The 16915-nt window shown below is 67.2% G+C and carries 18 protein-coding genes; 11 read left to right on the top strand and 7 right to left on the bottom strand.

The features are described 5' to 3' along the window. Window positions 1-120 precede the first annotated feature (120 nt). The 4 genes from A176_RS40675 to A176_RS03375 all read left to right on the top strand — a co-directional run bounded on the left by A176_RS40675 (window position 121) and on the right by A176_RS03375 (window position 4312). The gene (locus tag A176_RS40675; RefSeq protein WP_250635853.1) at window positions 121-765 is read left to right on the top strand and encodes a DNA glycosylase AlkZ-like family protein; all 645 of its coding nucleotides are present in this window, start codon (window positions 121-123) and stop codon (window positions 763-765) included. Further along, entirely contained in the window at window positions 762-1406 is a 645-nt protein-coding gene (locus A176_RS40680; protein ID WP_420811433.1) for a winged helix DNA-binding domain-containing protein, read from the top strand. Before A176_RS40675 ends, A176_RS40680 begins: the two co-directional genes overlap by 4 nt. A 141-nt stretch (window positions 1407-1547) precedes the next feature. Beyond that, a complete protein-coding gene (locus A176_RS03370) occupies window positions 1548-2864 on the top strand; it encodes a family 16 glycosylhydrolase (protein WP_002636775.1) in 1317 nt (438 codons plus the stop codon). Between the two features lie 26 nt (window positions 2865-2890). Further along, a complete protein-coding gene (locus A176_RS03375) occupies window positions 2891-4312 on the top strand; it encodes an RICIN domain-containing protein (RefSeq protein WP_002636774.1) in 1422 nt (473 codons plus the stop codon). A 79-nt stretch (window positions 4313-4391) separates the two neighbouring features. Here A176_RS03375 and A176_RS03380 read toward each other — a convergent pair whose 3' ends face one another. Then, complete coding sequence (locus A176_RS03380; protein ID WP_002636773.1) at window positions 4392-5279, bottom strand: RNA polymerase factor sigma-32; 888 nt, start codon at window positions 5277-5279, stop codon at window positions 4392-4394. A 312-nt stretch (window positions 5280-5591) separates the two neighbouring features. On the opposite strand from A176_RS03380, the gene A176_RS03385 reads away from it, so the two are divergent. Continuing rightward, window positions 5592-6038, top strand: coding sequence for a hypothetical protein (locus tag A176_RS03385; protein ID WP_002636772.1), 447 nt, complete (start codon window positions 5592-5594; stop codon window positions 6036-6038). Window positions 6039-6156: 118 nt separating this feature from the next. Beyond that, window positions 6157-7104, top strand: coding sequence for an alpha/beta fold hydrolase (locus tag A176_RS03390; RefSeq protein WP_002636771.1), 948 nt, complete (start codon window positions 6157-6159; stop codon window positions 7102-7104). Between the two features lie 17 nt (window positions 7105-7121). Here the strand turns inward: A176_RS03390 and A176_RS03395 are convergent, their stop codons facing one another. Continuing rightward, on the bottom strand, window positions 7122-7691 hold the full coding sequence (locus A176_RS03395) for an imm11 family protein (protein ID WP_044889733.1): 570 nt from the start codon (window positions 7689-7691) through the stop codon (window positions 7122-7124). A gap of 19 nt (window positions 7692-7710) precedes the next feature. After that, window positions 7711-9066 (bottom strand): AHH domain-containing protein, encoded by a 1356-nt coding sequence (locus A176_RS03400; protein ID WP_044889732.1) that lies wholly within the window; start codon window positions 9064-9066, stop codon window positions 7711-7713. A gap of 277 nt (window positions 9067-9343) precedes the next feature. On the opposite strand from A176_RS03400, the gene A176_RS03405 reads away from it, so the two are divergent. Beyond that, entirely contained in the window at window positions 9344-10126 is a 783-nt protein-coding gene (locus tag A176_RS03405; protein WP_002640662.1) for a hypothetical protein, read from the top strand. A 135-nt stretch (window positions 10127-10261) separates the two neighbouring features. On the opposite strand, the gene A176_RS03410 is transcribed toward A176_RS03405, so the two are convergent. The 3 genes from A176_RS03410 to A176_RS03420 form a co-directional block, all read right to left on the bottom strand. Then, complete coding sequence (locus A176_RS03410; protein ID WP_002640661.1) at window positions 10262-10639, bottom strand: RidA family protein; 378 nt, start codon at window positions 10637-10639, stop codon at window positions 10262-10264. A gap of 171 nt (window positions 10640-10810) precedes the next feature. After that, entirely contained in the window at window positions 10811-11377 is a 567-nt protein-coding gene (locus A176_RS03415; RefSeq protein WP_021781137.1) for an imm11 family protein, read from the bottom strand. Between the two features lie 15 nt (window positions 11378-11392). Next, the gene (locus tag A176_RS03420; protein WP_044889731.1) at window positions 11393-12748 is read right to left on the bottom strand and encodes an AHH domain-containing protein; all 1356 of its coding nucleotides are present in this window, start codon (window positions 12746-12748) and stop codon (window positions 11393-11395) included. Window positions 12749-12871: 123 nt separating this feature from the next. Between A176_RS03420 and A176_RS03425 the strand changes: the two genes are divergently transcribed. The 3 genes from A176_RS03425 to A176_RS03435 all read left to right on the top strand — a co-directional run bounded on the left by A176_RS03425 (window position 12872) and on the right by A176_RS03435 (window position 14404). After that, window positions 12872-13189, top strand: coding sequence for a hypothetical protein (locus tag A176_RS03425; protein WP_044889730.1), 318 nt, complete (start codon window positions 12872-12874; stop codon window positions 13187-13189). 79 nt (window positions 13190-13268) lie between these two features. After that, window positions 13269-13781: a DinB family protein gene (locus tag A176_RS03430; RefSeq protein WP_002635928.1), complete on the top strand. Its 513-nt coding sequence runs from the start codon at window positions 13269-13271 to the stop codon at window positions 13779-13781. 257 nt (window positions 13782-14038) lie between these two features. Continuing rightward, a complete protein-coding gene (locus A176_RS03435) occupies window positions 14039-14404 on the top strand; it encodes a hypothetical protein (protein ID WP_002635929.1) in 366 nt (121 codons plus the stop codon). 134 nt (window positions 14405-14538) lie between these two features. On the opposite strand, the gene A176_RS03440 is transcribed toward A176_RS03435, so the two are convergent. Then, complete coding sequence (locus A176_RS03440) at window positions 14539-15834, bottom strand: AAA family ATPase (protein WP_002635930.1); 1296 nt, start codon at window positions 15832-15834, stop codon at window positions 14539-14541. 216 nt (window positions 15835-16050) lie between these two features. Between A176_RS03440 and A176_RS03445 the strand changes: the two genes are divergently transcribed. Further along, the gene (locus tag A176_RS03445; RefSeq protein WP_002635931.1) at window positions 16051-16908 is read left to right on the top strand and encodes a DUF2911 domain-containing protein; all 858 of its coding nucleotides are present in this window, start codon (window positions 16051-16053) and stop codon (window positions 16906-16908) included. The last annotated feature ends 7 nt before the right edge of the window (window positions 16909-16915 follow it).

Raw genomic sequence — 16915 nt, forward strand, 5'->3', positions numbered from 1 at the left:
CGTGGCGGGCCGCACATTCCTGACATACCACTGTCAGAGGCGGCTCGCAGGATGGCGTCCACGTAGCCCCTGGGGTCTCCAGACCTGGGGCTGCGCATCCACCCCCAGGTGCCACCCAACATGATTCCCTTCCTGATGTTGTTGCCGATGCTCGTCCCCACGGGTGTCAATCGTGGACGCTCCAGCAAGGCACGTGCGGCGCGGGCGCTGAGTCCGGTTCCCCCGCCCTCGGAAGCATCCGGGAAGGATGTCCCCGTCACGAAGCCTCCGGTCCGCGCCTCCTCACGGCGGCGCGGTCTGCCAGCCCAGGTCCTCAGCCAACGGGCGCTCAACCGGGCGCTGCTCCAACGGCAAGGGTTGTCGCAGCGCTCTCGGGCCGGCGTGGCGGAGACGCTGGAGCGCCTGATGGGGCTTCAGGCCCAAGCGACGCATGCTCCCTACGGCGCGCTGTGGACGCGGCTGGAGGGCTTCAAGCCCGAGGCGCTGACCCGCCTCATCACCGAACGTCAGGTGGTTCGCGCCGGGATGATGCGTGGGACGCTGCACCTGGTGACCGCGCGGGACTGCCTCGCGCTGCGGCCCGTGCTGCAACCCGCGCTGGACCGGGGGATGAAGCACGCCACCTTCCGCAAGCAGTTGGAGGGCGTGGACGCCCGTGCGCTGGTGGCCGAGGGCAGGGCGCTGCTGGCGGCCCGTCCCAGTCCTCGGGGGGGCTGGGTCAGCGGCTCCAGCAGAAGTGGCCGGGGCATGACGCGAACGCCCTGAGCATGGGGTTCTCCAGCCTGGAGCCGACCGTCGTGGTGCCGCCCTGTGGAACGTGGGGCCATGGCGAGCGGATGGCCTACACCACGGCGGAGTCCTGGCTCGGCCAGCGCTTCGAACCGGCCGGGCCCCCGGACGCGCTGGTGATGCGCTACCTCGCCGCGTTCGGTCCCGCGAGCGTCAGGGACCTCCAGGCCTGGTCGGGGCTGCCGCGCATGGGCGCTGTCCTGGAGCGGCTGCGGCCCGCGCTGCGCACCTTCCGCGACGAGCACGGCGCGGAGTTGTTCGACGTCCCCGGCGCTCGGCGGCCCGACCCGGACGCGCCCGCGCCGGTTCGCTTCCTGTCGGAGTTCGACAGCGTCTTGCTGGCCCACGCGGACCGCACACGCATCCTCTCCGAGGCCGCCCGCAGGCGCGTCTTCACCGTCAATGGCATCGTTCGCGCCACCATCCTCGTGGAGGGCTTCGTCCAGGGCACCTGGCGCATCGAACGGCAGCGGGGCACCGCGACGTTGTGCATCGACCCCTTCACGCGGCTGTCGCGGGAGACGCGCGGCGCGCTGACGGACGAGGGCGCACGGCTGCTCGGCTTCGCGGCCGAGGATGCCCGGCGCACCGACATACGCTTCGGCCGCGCGGGCTGATGGCGCCAAGCGCGGTCTTCTCGACCCTGCCCCCCTGCAAGACGGCCGCGTCCCAACAAAACGCCATTTAGCTTTAAATCGTGATTTCCTGGTGATATCCGGCGCCCTCTTTCCCGATTCGGGAGTCTGGAGGCGCGTCGCATGGCTCAGGGACACACCGTGGTGGCGGGGCGAAGCTGGGTGTTGGCGTTGGGATTGGGCGGTCTGTTGTCGGGACTGGCGGCGTGCGCGCCGTCCCCGGAGGTGGTCCCCTCGGAGCGGGAATCCCAGGCGCAGGGGCTGGCGGCGCCCATTGGCCGGAACATCGCGCTGAGGGCCTGTTCGACGCAGCAGTTCGTGTCCGCGGACCAGAACCTGGCCAACACGGCGCTGGTGGCGAACCGGGCCACGGCGCAGGGCTGGGAGCAGTTCCAGGTGGTGGACGCGGGCGGCGGCACCGTCGCGCTGCGCTCCGTGTCGACGGGCCTGTTCGTGTCGGCGGACACCAACCTGGGCGGGCAGCTCGTCGCCAACCGGAACGCCATCCAGGACTGGGAGCGGTTCGAGTGGGTGGAGTTCGGCGGTGACTCCGTGGGCCTGAAGGCGCGCAGCAACGGCTTGTTCGTGTCGGCGGACACGAGCCTGGGCGCGTCCGGGCCGCTGTACGCCAACCGGGCGGCGGCGGGGTGCTGGGAGTCCTTCTCCGTCAGCGTCATCGGCGGAGGTGGGGGCGGCTGGGTCGAGGTCTGGCGGGACGACTTCGACGGCAACAGCATCAACCCGGCGAACTGGTTCGCCAACACCGGCGTCCACGTGAACAGCGAGCAGCAGAACTACACGACGTCGCCGCGGAACATCCAGGTGAGCAACGGCACGCTGAAGCTCATCGCGCGCCACGAGTCGAGCAACGGCTATCCGTTCACGTCGGGCCGCCTGGAGAGCGCGGGCAAGCGCGAGTTCGGGCACGGCAAGGTGGAAGCGCGCATCAAGATGCCGGTGGGGCCGGGCCTGTGGCCGGCGTTCTGGATGCTCGGCAACAACATCGGACAGGTCGGCTGGCCCGAGTGCGGTGAGCTCGACATCATGGAGAACGTTGGCTATGCGGATTGGACGTCGGGCGCGCTGCATGGCCCGGGCTACTCCGGCGACACGCCCATCAACCAGCGCTTCCACCCCAGCTCTCCGGTGAGTGACTGGCACGTCTACGCCACGGAGTTCTCGTCCCAGGACGTCAAGTGGCTCATCGACGGCGTCGTGGTGAAGACGGTGACGCGCGCCGAGGTCGAGCGCTACGGCCGCTGGGTCTATGACCGGCCCTACTTCATCATCCTGAACCTCGCGGTGGGCGGCACCTATCCGTTCGGCCTCAACGGCGCGAGGACGCCGTCCTTCGGCGTGCCGCAGTCCACGCTGGACCACATCCGCAACACGGCGCCCGCGTTGGAAGTCGACTGGGTTCGCTACTCCCAGTGGCAGTGACTCGGCACGGAAACGAGGACTCCGTCATGCGAAAAGACATCGTCTCCATCAAGTCCCTGGCCCTGGCGGCCGCGTGTGTCTCCACCCTGTTGGCCTGCTCCGGCGCACCGGACGAGGCGGCAGTGGAGGCAGATTCCGTCGAGAGCACCGAGCGCGCGGCCCTGGCCACGCGGGTGGTGGGCTACCTGCCGACGTGGGCGGGTGACGTCAACACGCTCCAGTACGACAAGCTCACGCACATCAACTACGCCTTCGCGCTGCCCACGCCGCAGGGCGGACTCACCGGGGTGAGCAGCAATGACGCGCGGCTGCGCTCGCTGGTGCAGACGGCGCATGCGCGCGGCGTGAAGGTGCTCATCGCCGTGGGCGGTTGGAACAACGGCGACGACAGCGCCTTCGAGCAGCTTGCCGCCAACGCCTCCACGCGCACCGCGTTCGTGAACAACCTCATCCAGTTCGTCAACGCCACGGGGTTGGACGGCGTGGACCTGGATTGGGAGTACCCGGACCCGGGCGCGTCGGCGCAGAACTTCGCGGCGCTGGTGCGCGAGCTGGGCGCGGCGCTCCGTGCGCGCGGGAAGCTGCTCACCGCGGCGGTCATCGCGAACGGCTACTACGGCGAGGGCATCCCCACGTCGACGTTCAGCGACTTCGACTTCCTGAACATCATGGCGTACGACGGCGGCCATCCGCATTCGACGTACGACTTCGCCGTCCAGTCGCTCAACTACTGGGTGAACCGCGGGCTGCCGCGCTCGAAGGCGGTGCTGGGTGTGCCCTTCTACGGGCGCTCGCCGTCGTCCTACGTGGCCTACTCGGAGTTGGTGCGCCGGGATTCCCAGGCGCCGCACAAGGACTGGGTGGGCGACGTGCAGTACAACGGCATCGCCACCATCCAGGCGAAGTCGCGGCTGGCGCTCCAGCAGGGCGGCGGGGTGATGATCTGGGAGCTGTCCCAGGACACGCAGGGCGCCACGTCGCTGCTGAGCGCCATCGCACAGGTGGTGCAGACGCCCGGCGGTGGCAACGTGTACCGGCTGGTGAACAAGCTGACCGGCAAGTGCGTGGACATCGACGGTCCGAGCACGGCCGATGGCGCGAACATCCACCAGTGGGCCTGCCACACCGGAACGAGCCAGCAGTGGACGATGGAGCCCACCGACAACGGCTACGTCCGCTTCGTCTCCCGGCACAGTGGGAAGGCGCTGGACGTCCGGGACGTGAGCACCGCGGATGGGGCCCGGCTCCAGCAGTGGAGCTACTCGGGCGGCGGCAACCAGCAGTTCAGGGCCGTCGCGCTGGGCAATGGCTTCCACCGGCTGGAGGCGCGCCACAGCGGCAAGGTGCTGGACGTGGCCAACTGCTGGACCAGCGGTGACGGCGCGGCCGTGCAGCAGTGGGTGTGGTCCAACAACGATTGTCAGCAGTTCCGGCTCGAGCAGCGCTAGTCGAGTCGGTGCGGGGAGGCGGCGCTCCAGCCGGGCCGGGTTGGAGCGCCGTCATCTTCCCCGAGTGATGCGGTGCGGCTCAGGCGTTGAGCGTGGACTCGTCGACGCCGGCCTCGGCCATCAGCGTGGCCAGCGCGAGCTTGAGCTTGTCCTTCGCGCGAATCTCCAACTGACGGGCGCGCTCGCGGGAGAAGCCGAAGTGCTCGCCCAGCTCGCTGAGCGTCATCTCCGCGTCACCCATGACGCGCTGCTCGATGATGAAGCGCTCGCGCGGGTCCAAGCGGCGCAGGGCGCGCTGCACCAGCTCGCGGGTGAGGTTGGCCTGCTGCCGGTCGGCGACCTCGTCCACCGCGGAGGCGGACTCGGACTCGACGAAGTCCAGGTGCGTGGCGTCGCCGTCCTCGCCCATGGGGGCGTCCAGGGACAGGTCGCGGCCGCCCATGCGCTGCTCCATCTCGCGCACTTCCGAGGCCTTCACGTTCAGCTTGCGGGCAATCTCCTCGGCGTTGACGACGTTCGCGTCGCCGGCGCCCATCTTCTCCAGCTCACGGCGCGTGCGGGCCAGGCTGAAGAAGAGGCGGCGCTGCGCCTGCGTGGTGCCCAGCTTCACCAGGCTCCAGTTCTTCAGGATGCAGTTCTGGATGTACGCGCGAATCCACCAGACGGCGTACGAGATGAGGCGGATGCCCTTGTCCGGGTCGAACTTCTGCACGGCCTTCATCAGGCCGATGTTCGCCTCCTGGATGAGGTCGGACATCTTCAAGCCGTAGGAGCGGTACTCGTAGGCGACCTTCACCACGAAGCGCAGGTTCGCCGTCACCAACTGGTGGCCCGCGGCCAAGTCTCCCGCGCGGAAGCGCCTCGACAGCTCCTGCTCCTTCGGCTGGGTGAGCAGCGGGTACTGGTTGATCTCCGACAGGTAGGTGGAGAGCGAATCAGGGGAAGCGAAGGAGTTGGAAGCCTGCATGGTGTCTCTCGGGGAAAAAGAGATCTGGTTGGGGGAGCCGCGATGACGCTACGGGGGTTGCCCTTTGCGACCTGCGTGCCAAGGGGCACCAGCACTGTTTCCCAATGAGTCCAGGGGTTTGCTTCCAGGCCCGGCCATGCTTAAGGCCGTAAAACGGTCGTTTTTACAGCCAGCCCCACGGAAGTCTCTTCCGAGTGTCGACAGGCCAACATGGGTCTGGGCCCTGGGGGCGGACAGTCTCTTGCGGGCAAGCGGGGCCCCGCATGAGGGCTCGCTGTTTCTTGCTCAGCGCGTCATCGCCACCTTGAGGGGATGGGCGACCTCTTTCAGCTCTTCGCCGTCTCCGCCGTGGTGATGGGCGTGTCGCAGACGTTGTCGCGCGAGCGCATCTTCGCCCCGCTGCGCGCGAGGCTCGGCGGCAAGGACACCTGGCTGGGGTACCTGATGATGTGTCCCTACTGCGTGTCGCACTACGTGGCGTTCGCGCTGGTGCCGCTCACGGGGACGAACGTCGTCCGCGTCACGGTGGGGGGCTGGCCGGGCTATCTGCTGAGCTGGGTGCTCTCCGCGCTGCTCATCACCGTCATCGCCGCCTTCTTCCGGGTGGTGTTCTGGTTCTTCGACGAGTCCCAGGGCCTGGTGAAGCGGCGCCAGCGGACGGAAGAGGAAGAGACGGCCACGCGCCGCATCCAGCGCGAGCAGGCCGAGCAGACGCTGAATCACATCCATCATCCGCATGAGTCACAGCCGCCCCATTGACGCGGCGGGCCGCGTGCCCTGGGTATGGGTGGGATTGCACACGACATTTGCGCGCAACTTCCCGGAGCCTGCTGAGAGAATGGGGGAACACCCGTCCCCCATCGGGCAGGAGGTCCTCGTGAGCACCATCGACCGCAGCCGCAGCGCCGTCTCTCCCACGACCGTGAAGGCACCGGCGGCGGCTCCGAGGAACTCGCTGATTGGCGGTGTGGTGGATGCCATCAAGGGCGGCATCGCGGACGTGCCCCGCATCATCGACATGGGCAAGGACGTCTTCCAGGCCGCGCACGTGAACGAGCTGAAGCGCATCTTCGGCGGCGACGCGAAGCCGGACCGGATGGATGACGGCAAGTTCGTGGGGGCCAAGGGGCAGACCTTCCCTCCTGGCACGCCGCTGAAGGACATCCCGGGCGTGACGCCGCTGGACAACCCGAACCCGTCGAAGACGGTGCTCTACGTCAACGGCATCATGACGCCCACGGCGGGGCAGCTCTCCGAGATGCAGGCCATCGCGGAGACGGCGGACGCCAAGGTGGTGGGCATCCGCAACGCCACGCAGGGCCTGGTGGCGGACCTGGCTCAGTGCGTGGGAGACAAGCTGGACAAGGGCCACAACCCCGCGGTGGACACGCTGGCGGACACGCTCTACGGCGAGCTGAAGGCGGGCCGCGAGGTCCACCTCATGGGCTACAGCCAGGGCGGGCTCATCACCGCGCGGGCGCTGAATGACGTGGCGAAGCGGCTGCGCATCGAGGACGGCATGTCCCCGGCGCAGGTGGAGAAGACGCTGGGCAAGCTCAGCGTGGAGACCTTCGGCGCGGCGTCCACGCGGTACGTGGACGGGCCCAAGTACGTGCACTACGTCAACAACGCGGACCCGGTGCCCACGCTCACGGGCCTGGGCGGCAGCATCGACCCGACGGCCTTCCTGAAGGACGCGGGCAAGGGCGCGGTGGTGCACCGGTTCACGGATGGGAACGCGAACCTCGTCAGCAACCACATGCTGGACACGCTGTACATGAAGCACCGCGTGGACTTCGACCAGGCGCGGTCGGGGCAGTTCTGAGCGGGGTGCGGTGAGGGCTACACCGGTGTGAATTTCACGCCGGTGGCGCCAAGGTGCTCCAGGGCGAGCTTGATGTCCTCGGAGACGATGAGGGCGATGGTCCAGCCTTCCGTGCGGAAGACCTTGGCGTTGCCCACCTTCGTCGTGTCGATGCGCAGCCCCATCACGGATTTGTAGTCGCCAACCCGTTCGGGCTGCCCATGCGCGGGCTCCCAGTAGCGCACCTCCTCAGACGCTTGGTCGTCGATGCAGCGGATGCGCTGGGTTGCCACGAGGATGAGGTACTGGTCCGGGGCGCCCTGGATGTCCACGGGGACGAGCTGCACATCATCGGGAGCCATCTCCGCGAGGAGCGCTGCCACCCGGACATGGAGGATCGGCGCCGCACCGATGCCTGCCGTGCAGAAGTCCAATCTCTTCCCAGGCGCGTCCACGGGAACCTCTAGGCGCCCCTTGACGCTGACGGACTGTCCCGCGGCGAAGATGTAGGGGTCGTCCACCTCTTGCCCTTGCTCATCCAAGGGGTCGCCCAGGTCCCAGTGGCCAACCTGCATGTCCTCTTTGAGCCTGAAGTATCGCGTGGGCATGGTGGGTTGTCTCTCTACCTCACTTGCCCTGGGTCACGAGCTTATGGAGGCTCGTTCCCTTGGTCGTGACTTCCTCGGCCAGTTCCTTGAGCGCAGCCGTTAGCGCCGCACGACACGCAACCACGGTGCGGCATGTCCTTGTCGCATCTCGGAGTCTTTCGTAGACCGCCTCGTGGTACTCCTGCGGATGAGGGCCCTTGTGGCCGGGGACCGCAACGATGTTCTCGGGGTCCTTCAACTCCATCCCAGCCTTCTTGAAGATCCTCCTGAACTCTGGAGTCCAGGGCCCGCCGCGTGCCGTGGAGATGCTGTTCTTATCCGTGGCGAGGTGGTGGTTCTGGCTCCTGCCGGCGGAACCTCCCCGCACCCCCTGGTTCGCCATCGCGAGCGCATTGGGCGCGAGGGCCAGCGTGAATCCCTCGGCTGTCATGGCCACCGACTGCACTTCGCCCAAAGCCGCGTAGCGGTAACCCGCCTGCGCCTCCGCCGCGAGCGTGGCTTGGGGGGCGCCTGGAAGTCGTGGTGCCTTCGCCGCCAAGCCCACCGTGTGCCCAAGGGCCGCCGTGGCCAGCATGACGACGACGCGCGCCGCGTTCTCACCCAGGACTTCGCCGTACGCGCCACCTGCTGAGTGGAGTTGCTCGAAAGTGGTGGCCCGGTCGACCGCTTGCACGAGCGCCGTCCAGCCCTCCATCAGTCGCCAGACGGTGTCGACGCCCAGATAGGCGATGAGCGTGGCCGTCACGAGGGCCGCCACGCCTTTGGACACAGGTTCCGGAAGCGTCCAGAGCACCAGGTACATGGTGATGGAGGCACTCACGGTGGCCATGAGCGCCTGTGGATTCGCCATGTCCTCCAGGGCCTCGGTGGTTTCCTCCCAGACCGAGTCCATGGCGATGGCCAGGGCCAGTGAGTACTTGCCATCGCTGGCCATCAGGGGGCCGTCGGCCAGAAGCCGTAGACAGTCGCCCGGTTGTGACTTGCGCGCGCACCAGCGGCCGTAGGCGCGCGTCAGGTCGTCATCCGAATCGGCCTCGAGGAGCCGCGTGCTCTCGAAAGACGGTCCCGCCTGCTGCGGAATGAGCCGAGGGCCTCGGCCCTCGTACACGTAGACGCCGTGGCGTTCGGGAATGCCAAAGCGCTCACGGGCTGCTTTCAATGGATGGGAGGAGGGCCGGACATCGCGAGCGAGCATCACCACGGCCTCTGCGAATTCATCCTCATCCAGCTCCACGGGGCTGCTGCCGTCGTGTTCCCCTGGCGTATGGATGTGCGGAGGCCCGGCCCCGGTGTCCAGCCGTACGATTCTCGTGGCTGAACAGCCCGTGGTGAAGCAAATCGCTAGCGCGAGGCAGACAGCTCCAAGTGCTCTCATGCACGCCCTCCGTTGCCGGGCACGTTTGCATTCGAGACTGACGCCCTGCCCATCCGGTCTCCGTGATGTGAGGGTAGGGGCGTCGCGGACCCGGTCGGTTTGGAGCAGACCCGCGGCTCACATGACCGGGGTGTGAGGTGGATGCGGTTGGAACAGGCTCCGCGTCCATGGTGTCGCGTGAGCGATTGGCTACAGTGCTCACATGTCCCGTGAAGAGAACGCGCGCTATCTCGAGTCAATTCGGCAGCGCGGTACCGGCGTGCCCTGGAAGCGTTGGATGAAGCTGTGGCCGTTCCTGCTCATCGCTTACGCCGTCTTCTATTTCCTGTTCAGTGGAGGGAAGATGCCAGGGCCGCCGTCCTCCGAAACGGTCCGTCGCACCGGTTCGGAGGTGGGCTCCATTTTGCTGTTCGTCGTCCTGCTCACGGTCGGCCTCATGGCCTTTGTCTTCTGGAAGGGCCGAACGGCGCGACGTAAGTCCACGGTGGCCTTTCTGCATCCTGACCCGAGCGCACTGCTCGCCGTCTACGAACAGGTGCTCGCGTCGAGCAACCGGTTGCCGGATGGCGCCTGCTACCTCGCGAACTCGCGTGCCATGGCCCATGTTTTCTACGGTGACGCCGCCTCCGCGCGCCGTGAACTGTCGCGCGTCGACTGGGCGGGGCGCCCGCCCATCATCCGGGCGATGGAGCGCGCGAGTGAGGCGAGCATCCTCATGCTGTGCGAGGACGCGCCCGCGCAGGGCCTCCCGCTGGCGAGGGAAGCTCTCTCCATGATCGACCTTCCCAGCCCGGTTGTCGGTTCGGCTCAGGGGCGCGCTTACTTCGAGGTCTGCGTGAGCATTGGCGAGGTGCTCACCGGCACGGCGACTCCCGCCTCGCTCCAGGTGCTGGAGCAACATCACGAGAAGACCCCATTGGCCATGGTCCGACTGTTGAGTGCTTGGGGGCTCCGGGTCGCATATACGAGGGCAGGTGACACAGCGCGCGCCGAGGCGATGCGCGAGCTGCTCCAGCGTGAGGCGCCACACTGCGCTCCGCTCCATCGAATCCCGGGTTGAATTCCCGGGCCGTTCCCCGTGCTCGCGTTCAGGGACGCACTGACTCCGCCTGGACGCGAGCATGGCGCGGCGCCCGAGCGTCGGAGCGAGACGACGCGAAGCGCCGACCTCTGATTGCGAGGCCGGCGCCGCTGTTCAGCCTACCGCGATGGCTTCGATCTCGATCAGCAGGGGAGGGGCCGCAAGCGCCTTCACGATGAGCAGCGTGGTCGCGGGCGGCGGCGACGCGAGCGTGCCCGCGCCAGCGGCCATGAAGCCAGGCAGGTGCGCCGCGTCCGTGAGATAGATCGTGGTCTTGACGATGTTGCGGTTCGTCATGCCGGCCTGCTCGAGCAGCGCGTTGAGGTTCGCGAGTGCCTGACGTGCTTGTGCCTCGATACCTTCCGGAACGCTCCCGTCCGGGGCGACGCCGACCTGGCCCGAGATGTACAGCGTACGCTTCGCGTCGGTGACCTCGATGGCCTGGCTGTAGAATTCAGGGGCGGCTCTATCTGGAGGATTGATGGCCTTCATGACGTGGGTCTCCCAATGTGGGGTGTGCGCTTCGTTTGGTTGAAATCGTCTGAGGTGTATTTCCTCATGCGCGCTCAAGCAATCGTGAGTTGCCCGGTCATGCGAACATTGCGGCAGCGCCGAAGTCGACAAGTCCTTCAGTCGCGTGGTGTAGACCGCAGTGTGTGAGAGCTACACCGGTGTGAATTTCACGCCGGTGACGCCGATTCGCTCCAGGGCGCGTTTGATGTCCTCGGAGACGATGAGGGCGATGTCCCAGCCTTCCGTGCGAAAGACCTTGGCATCGCCTGTCTTCGAGACGTCGATGCGCATGTCGTCGACGGCGTAGTACTGACCTACCTTTTCTGGCAGCCCATCTTCGGGTCTCCAGTGCTGCACTTTGGACGCCGCGTCATCGATGCAACGGATGCGCTTCGTGGCCACGAGGATGAGGTACTGGTCCGGGTGCCCTTTGATGTGCACGGGGAGGAACTGCACGTCGTGGGGGGCCAGCTCTTGGAAGACCTCTGCCACTTTGACGTGGACCACGGGGGTCACGCCCACGCCTGCCGTGGAGAAGTCCTTCGCTCTGCCGGGCTCATCGACGGGAACCCTCAAGGGGCCTTTCACCTGAACGGGCTGCCCTGCCCTGAAGATCCAGGGGTCTTCCACTTCCTGGCCGTGTTCGTCCTCGGGGTCTCCCAGGTACCAGTGTCCCGCTTGGACGTTCTCGGCAAGGTCGAAGAATCGAGTCGGCATGGTGTGGTTCTAGCGTCACTGGACCCCGGTCAGGAGCTTGTTGATGTCCGAACCTGCCGTGGCGGCTTCCTTGGCCAATTGTTGAAGTGCCTGGGTCAGGAGTTTGCGGCACTCATCCACGGAGCGACAGCGGGCTGTCGCGCTGTTCAATCTCCTGAAAACCATCTCGTGGTACTCCTGCGGGTGAGGGCCCTTGTGGCCCTTGATGGGGACGATGTTCTCAGGGTCCTTCAGCTCCATGCCCGCCTTCTTGAAGATTCGCTGGAAGCGAGGCGTCCAGGGCCCGCCGCGTGCCGTGGAGATGCTGTTCTTGTCCGTGGCGAGGTGGTGGTTCTGGCTCCTGTCGGCTGAGCCTCCCCGCATCCCCTGGTTCGCCATGGCGAGCGCATTGGGCGCGAGCGCAATCGTGAATCCCTCGGCCGTCATGGCCACCGATTGCACGCCCGGCAAAGCCGCGTAGCGGTAACCCGCCTGTGCCTCCACCGTGAGCGCGGCCTGTGCGGAGCCTGGAAGTCGTGGTGCCTTCGCGGCCAGTCCCGCTGTACGCCCAATCGCCGCCGTGGCCAGCATGACGACGACGCGCGCCGCGTTCTCACCCAGGACTTCGCCGTACGCGCCACCTGCTGAGTGGAGTTGCTCGAAAGTGGTGGCCCGGTCGACCGCTTGCACGAGCGCCGTCCAGCCCTCCATCAGTCGCCAGACGGTGTCGACGCCGAGGTAGGCGATGAGCGTGGCCGTCATCATCGCCGCTACGCCTTTGGACACAGGTTCTGGAAGCGTCCAGAGCACCAGGTACATGGTGATGGAGGCACTCACGGTGGCCATGAGCGCCTGAGGATTCGCCATGTCCTCCAGGGCCTCGGTGGTTTCCTCCCAGACCGAGTCCATGGCGATGGCCAGGGCCAGTGAGTACTTGCCGTCACTGGCCAGCAGAGGGCCGTCGGCCAGAAGTCGCAGGCAGTCGCCCGGTTGTGACTTGCGCGCGCACCAGCGGCCGTAGGCGCGCGTCAGGTCGTCATCCGAATCGGCCTCGAGGAGCCGCGTGCTCTCGAAAGACGGTCCCGTCTGCTGCGGAATGAGCCGAGGGCCTCGGCCCTCGTACAAGTAGATGCCGTGTCGCTCGGGGATGCCGAAGCGCTCACGGGCTGCTTTCAATGGATGGGAGGAGGGCCGGACATCGCGAGCGAGCATCGCCACGGCCTCTGCGAATTCATCCTCATCAAGTTCCACGGGGCTTGCGTCGTCATGCTCCCATGGCGTGTGGATGCGTGGAGGACTCTCGCCGGTGTCCACCCTTACGACTCTCGTGGACGAACAACCTGGGGCGACGGAAAGCGCCAGCGCCAAGTAGATGACCCCAAGTGCTCTCATGCACGTCCTCCGGTTCCACAGGGGCTTGCTCCACGCGGACCGCGTTGACGCGGTCGTTCGCCAATCCTACTGTCAGTGAACGTGTACTCGACCGCGCTACGAAGACAGACAGTGCCGTTGGCGATGCTCCTGCTGACCGCATGCGGCAACGCGGCGCCCTCGAATGCCGTCCCCGCGTTGGCCACCGTGACGCACCTCACGGGCAGCAAGTGCTCCTGGCTCCCTGATGCGGGTGACTTGTGTCCGACGCTGACCGTGCGCGTGTACCTGAAGGAAACGCCGCCCTACGATGCGACCATCGAGGCGCGCATTCCGCAGATCGCTGCATCCCGCGTTCAACCTGGGGCGTGGCTCAACGTGCTGGTGGACCCTGTCACGACCTCGCGCGTATTCGTCGATGTCGCCTCGTTCTCGGCGCCTCCGCCAAGCCCTGTCCCTTGACGTTCTGTCCCCGCCGAGGTGGGGACAGAGAGGCCCTCATGCCTCCTCTGGGGACCTGTCCCGTGGAAGTCTTCCGACCATGACCTCCTCCATCACGCTTCAGGCGCTCGCGGCCTTTCCTTCGCAGCTCGAGGCCCACTACGCCGCCATCCCCGAGGCTTTCAAACACTGGGCGCCACCGTCGTGGGACGGCGTGCCCAGTGAGGCGCTGACCGCCATCGAGCAGGTCTGGCACGTGAGGGACATTGAAATCCTGGGCTACCACGTCCGCTTGCGCCGGACCCGGGACGAGTCGAACCCCACCTTGGCGTCATTGGACACGGATGCGCTGGTCCGGGAACACGCCTACGGAAGCCGGCCCGCGGACGTCGCGCTGGCGGAGTTCCGGGAGGCGCGCGCGCAAACGATGGCGCTCCTTGGAAACCTCTCGCCTGCGCAGTTTCGGCGCACCGCGGTGTTCGAAGGCTACGGACCCCTGTCACTGCAAAGCCTGGTGCACTACCTGTGCAGTCACGACCAGCAGCACCTCGCGGGGCTTCAGTGGCTGCTCGGGAAGATCGAGGCCACGCGCGGCGGACCCACGCCAGATTGAGCCCTTCGAATCCAGGGAACTCGCCGGATTCGACGTGGCGTGAGCCGACCCTGGGGTGAAGCCCGCAGGGCGGGAATCTGCGGCGACCCAGCGCCGACGGAACAGTTCGCTCAGGCGATGTGTTACAGCGACCATCAGCACCAGGCAGGCGATGGCCGCGATGGGATCCTTCCTACGCGACTCCAGGTTCTTCCGATGGTGAAAAGCCACGTGCGGTGGCTCGAGCGGATGGGGCAGCCAGCCATCGAAGGTGCGGTATGAGTGACGAGAAGGTTCGGTACGGGCGGTCGCAGAAGTTCCAGCTCTCGGCCAAGGGCACGGAGGCCGTGGCCTCTTATTCCGCCGTGATTGAGGCGGCCAAGGCAGGCACCGGCCGCGCCCAGTTCGACGCGGCTCGTGCCACGTGGGGCGCGTCGCTGGGGCTTGCCGCGGAAGACGGGCTGTACCTGGTGGAGTTCGAAGCGGGGGGGCGCACCATCTCGGAGGCGGCACGCAACCTCGAGGCCTGCGACACCACCCCGAAGGCGGTCAAGGACGCCGTCGAGCGGTTGCTGAAGTGCGGAATGCTCGAGCCCCTGCCCGCACCTCCGCCGCCCGCTGCGCCTCCTCGTCGCCTCTGGTAGGCGCGCGAAGCCGAAGGAGCCCGCCGCGGAGCGCGGGCTTCAGGCCCCGGAGGACGAGCCCCGCTGCACGGAGCCCGGTGCGCGAGGGGCACGGTGACGCCGCGTGCCCCAACGCTCGGGACCTTCGGCGGCGCTCACCACAGCCCCTGCTGGCGCAGCAGCTCCGCCAGCGGGTGGGCACCCAGGCCGTGCGCGTCGAAGAGCTTGCCCGCGGCCTCGTGCGTCGGGTTCCTCCACGCGATGCGCTCCCGTTCCCCCTCGCGGACATTGCCGCACAGCAGGAGCGACGCGCGCAGCACCTCGGCGGACGGGAAGAGCGTGTGCTCGAAGAGGAGCGGATTCTGGCTGGTGAGGAACACCTGCCTCGCGCCCAACTCGCGCATGCTCGCCTCCACCCAGCGAGGGTGCAGGCCATTCGCCAGCTCGTCCGCGATGGCGAAGTCCTCATTCACGTCCAAATAGTAGAGCAGTGACAGCAACCGCTTCTGCCCGAAGCCCAGCTCCGCGTGCGTCAGCTCCCGTCCATCGCGCCGCGTGAAGTGGAATCCAAAACCCCCAAACCCCACGCGCCCGCCGTTCTCGAACGAGCGCTTCTCCAGCACCTCCACGCGGAACCGCCCGGACGCGAAGCCCGCCAGCGCCACGAACTTCGCCAGGAAGCTGCCTTCACGCGCGTCGTGCGCCAGCTCCAGCACGTCGGGAGCGGACGGCTGCTCCATCCGCTCGCGCAGCCAGCCCGGCATCCACGTGGGCAGCGCCATCAGCCCGAGCGGGAACACCTCTCCGTCCCGGACCTCCATCGCGTAGCGGATGTCGCCAATGCGCTCGAACATCCCCAGCGCTTCATCGAAGCGCTGCGGCGCCAGCAGGAAGGTGCGGCGCAGCAGCTCCTTGAGCCGGTCCTTCATCCCCGCGTCGATGAACTGCGCCGTCATGAACAGCAGCGTCCACACGGACCGGTCGAGCAGCGACCAGTGCATGCTCCGCGACCACACTGCCTCGCCGTCCACCTTGCAGTCGATGCCCGCCGCGTCCGCGCGCATCTGGAGCCGCGCTGCCGGCGACTGGAATCGCACGTCCACCTCGATGCGCGGGTGCAGCCCGGACTCGGGGACCGCGGGCGTGCGCAGGGGCATCAGCTCCGCGCCCTTGCGCGGCGGCGCCTCCGCGTCCGGCTCCGGGGCGTCGCGCTCGTTCCGGACGAAGACATGCAGCTTCATGCCCGGGAAGGCCAGGTCGTATTCCAGCGCGAACGGCTCGTGGAGGATGCTGGAGAAGTCCGACCCCAGCACCGTGGAGATGAGCTCCAGCAGCGTCGTCCTGCCCGTGCCGTTCTCCCCCAACACCAGGTTGTAGGAAGGGCTGAACACCAACGAAGTGCCAGGGACGACGTTCCGGTAGTGGTGGACCTCGAGCCGCGTGAGCTTCATGGGACTCCTCGGCGCGCAGCATGGCCAGTGTGGGCGCGTGGGGGAACCACGCAATGTCACGGAATGTCCACCGTCATTCGTGTGTAGAGGGCGCCCGAGCCCCTCCTTGGACGCTCGCCGCATGACGCGGTGCAGGCCAAGGTGGAACGTGAGGTGGAGCGAGACCTCGTCTATACACTCCGCCGGCTCTGCGACCCTAAGGTCGGAAAGGACGAAGTGAGGACGATGAAGAACAAGCTTCTCGGCTGTATGGCCTCCGCGCTCATGACCCTGACGGCGATGCCCGCGCTGGCGCAGCTCAAACTGCCGTCGCCCAGCCCCGCGGCGAAGGTGACGCAAGAGGTGGGCGTCTCCGAGATTTCCGTCGAATATTCCAGCCCCGCCGTGAAGGGCCGCAAGGTCTGGGGCGAGCTCGTTCCCAACGACAAGGCGTGGCGCAGCGGCGCCAACTCGGCGACGAAGATTACGTTCAGCCACCCCGTCACCTTCGGCGGCAAGGCCGTCCCGGCGGGCTCGTACTCCATCGTCAGCCTGCCCTCGCAGAAGGGCTGGAAGGTGATGCTGAACACGGACCTGGGCCTGTGGCGTGGCGGCACGCCGTATGACGCGGCGAAGGACGTGGCCTCGGTCAGCGCCACCACCACCGAGATTCCGTCGCGCGAGCGCCTGACGTACCTCTTCACCGACACCACGGACGACGGCACGCGCCTGGACCTGGAGTGGGAGAAGCTGCGCATCTCCGTGCCCATCCAGGTGGACACGGCCGCCCTGGCGAAGGCCAACATCGAGCAGGCGCAGAAGAACACCGCCGGCATGCACGCGAGCGCGGCCTCCTACATCGCGGAGACCTCCAAGGACTACGCGGCGGCCCTGAAGCACGCGGACGCGGCCGTGGCCGCCAGCCCCACCTGGTACAACCACTGGGTTCGCGCCGGCGTCCTGTCGAGCATGGGCAAGTGGGCGGATGCGCGCAAGTCCGCGCAGGCCGCGTGGGACCTGGGCCAGAAGGACAAGAACTTCTTCTACCGTGACCAGGTCTCCAAGGCCCTGGCGGAGTGGAAGAACAAGAAGTAGTCCGCAG

Source organism: Myxococcus hansupus (genome assembly GCF_000280925.3).
Classification (GTDB): domain Bacteria; phylum Myxococcota; class Myxococcia; order Myxococcales; family Myxococcaceae; genus Myxococcus; species Myxococcus hansupus.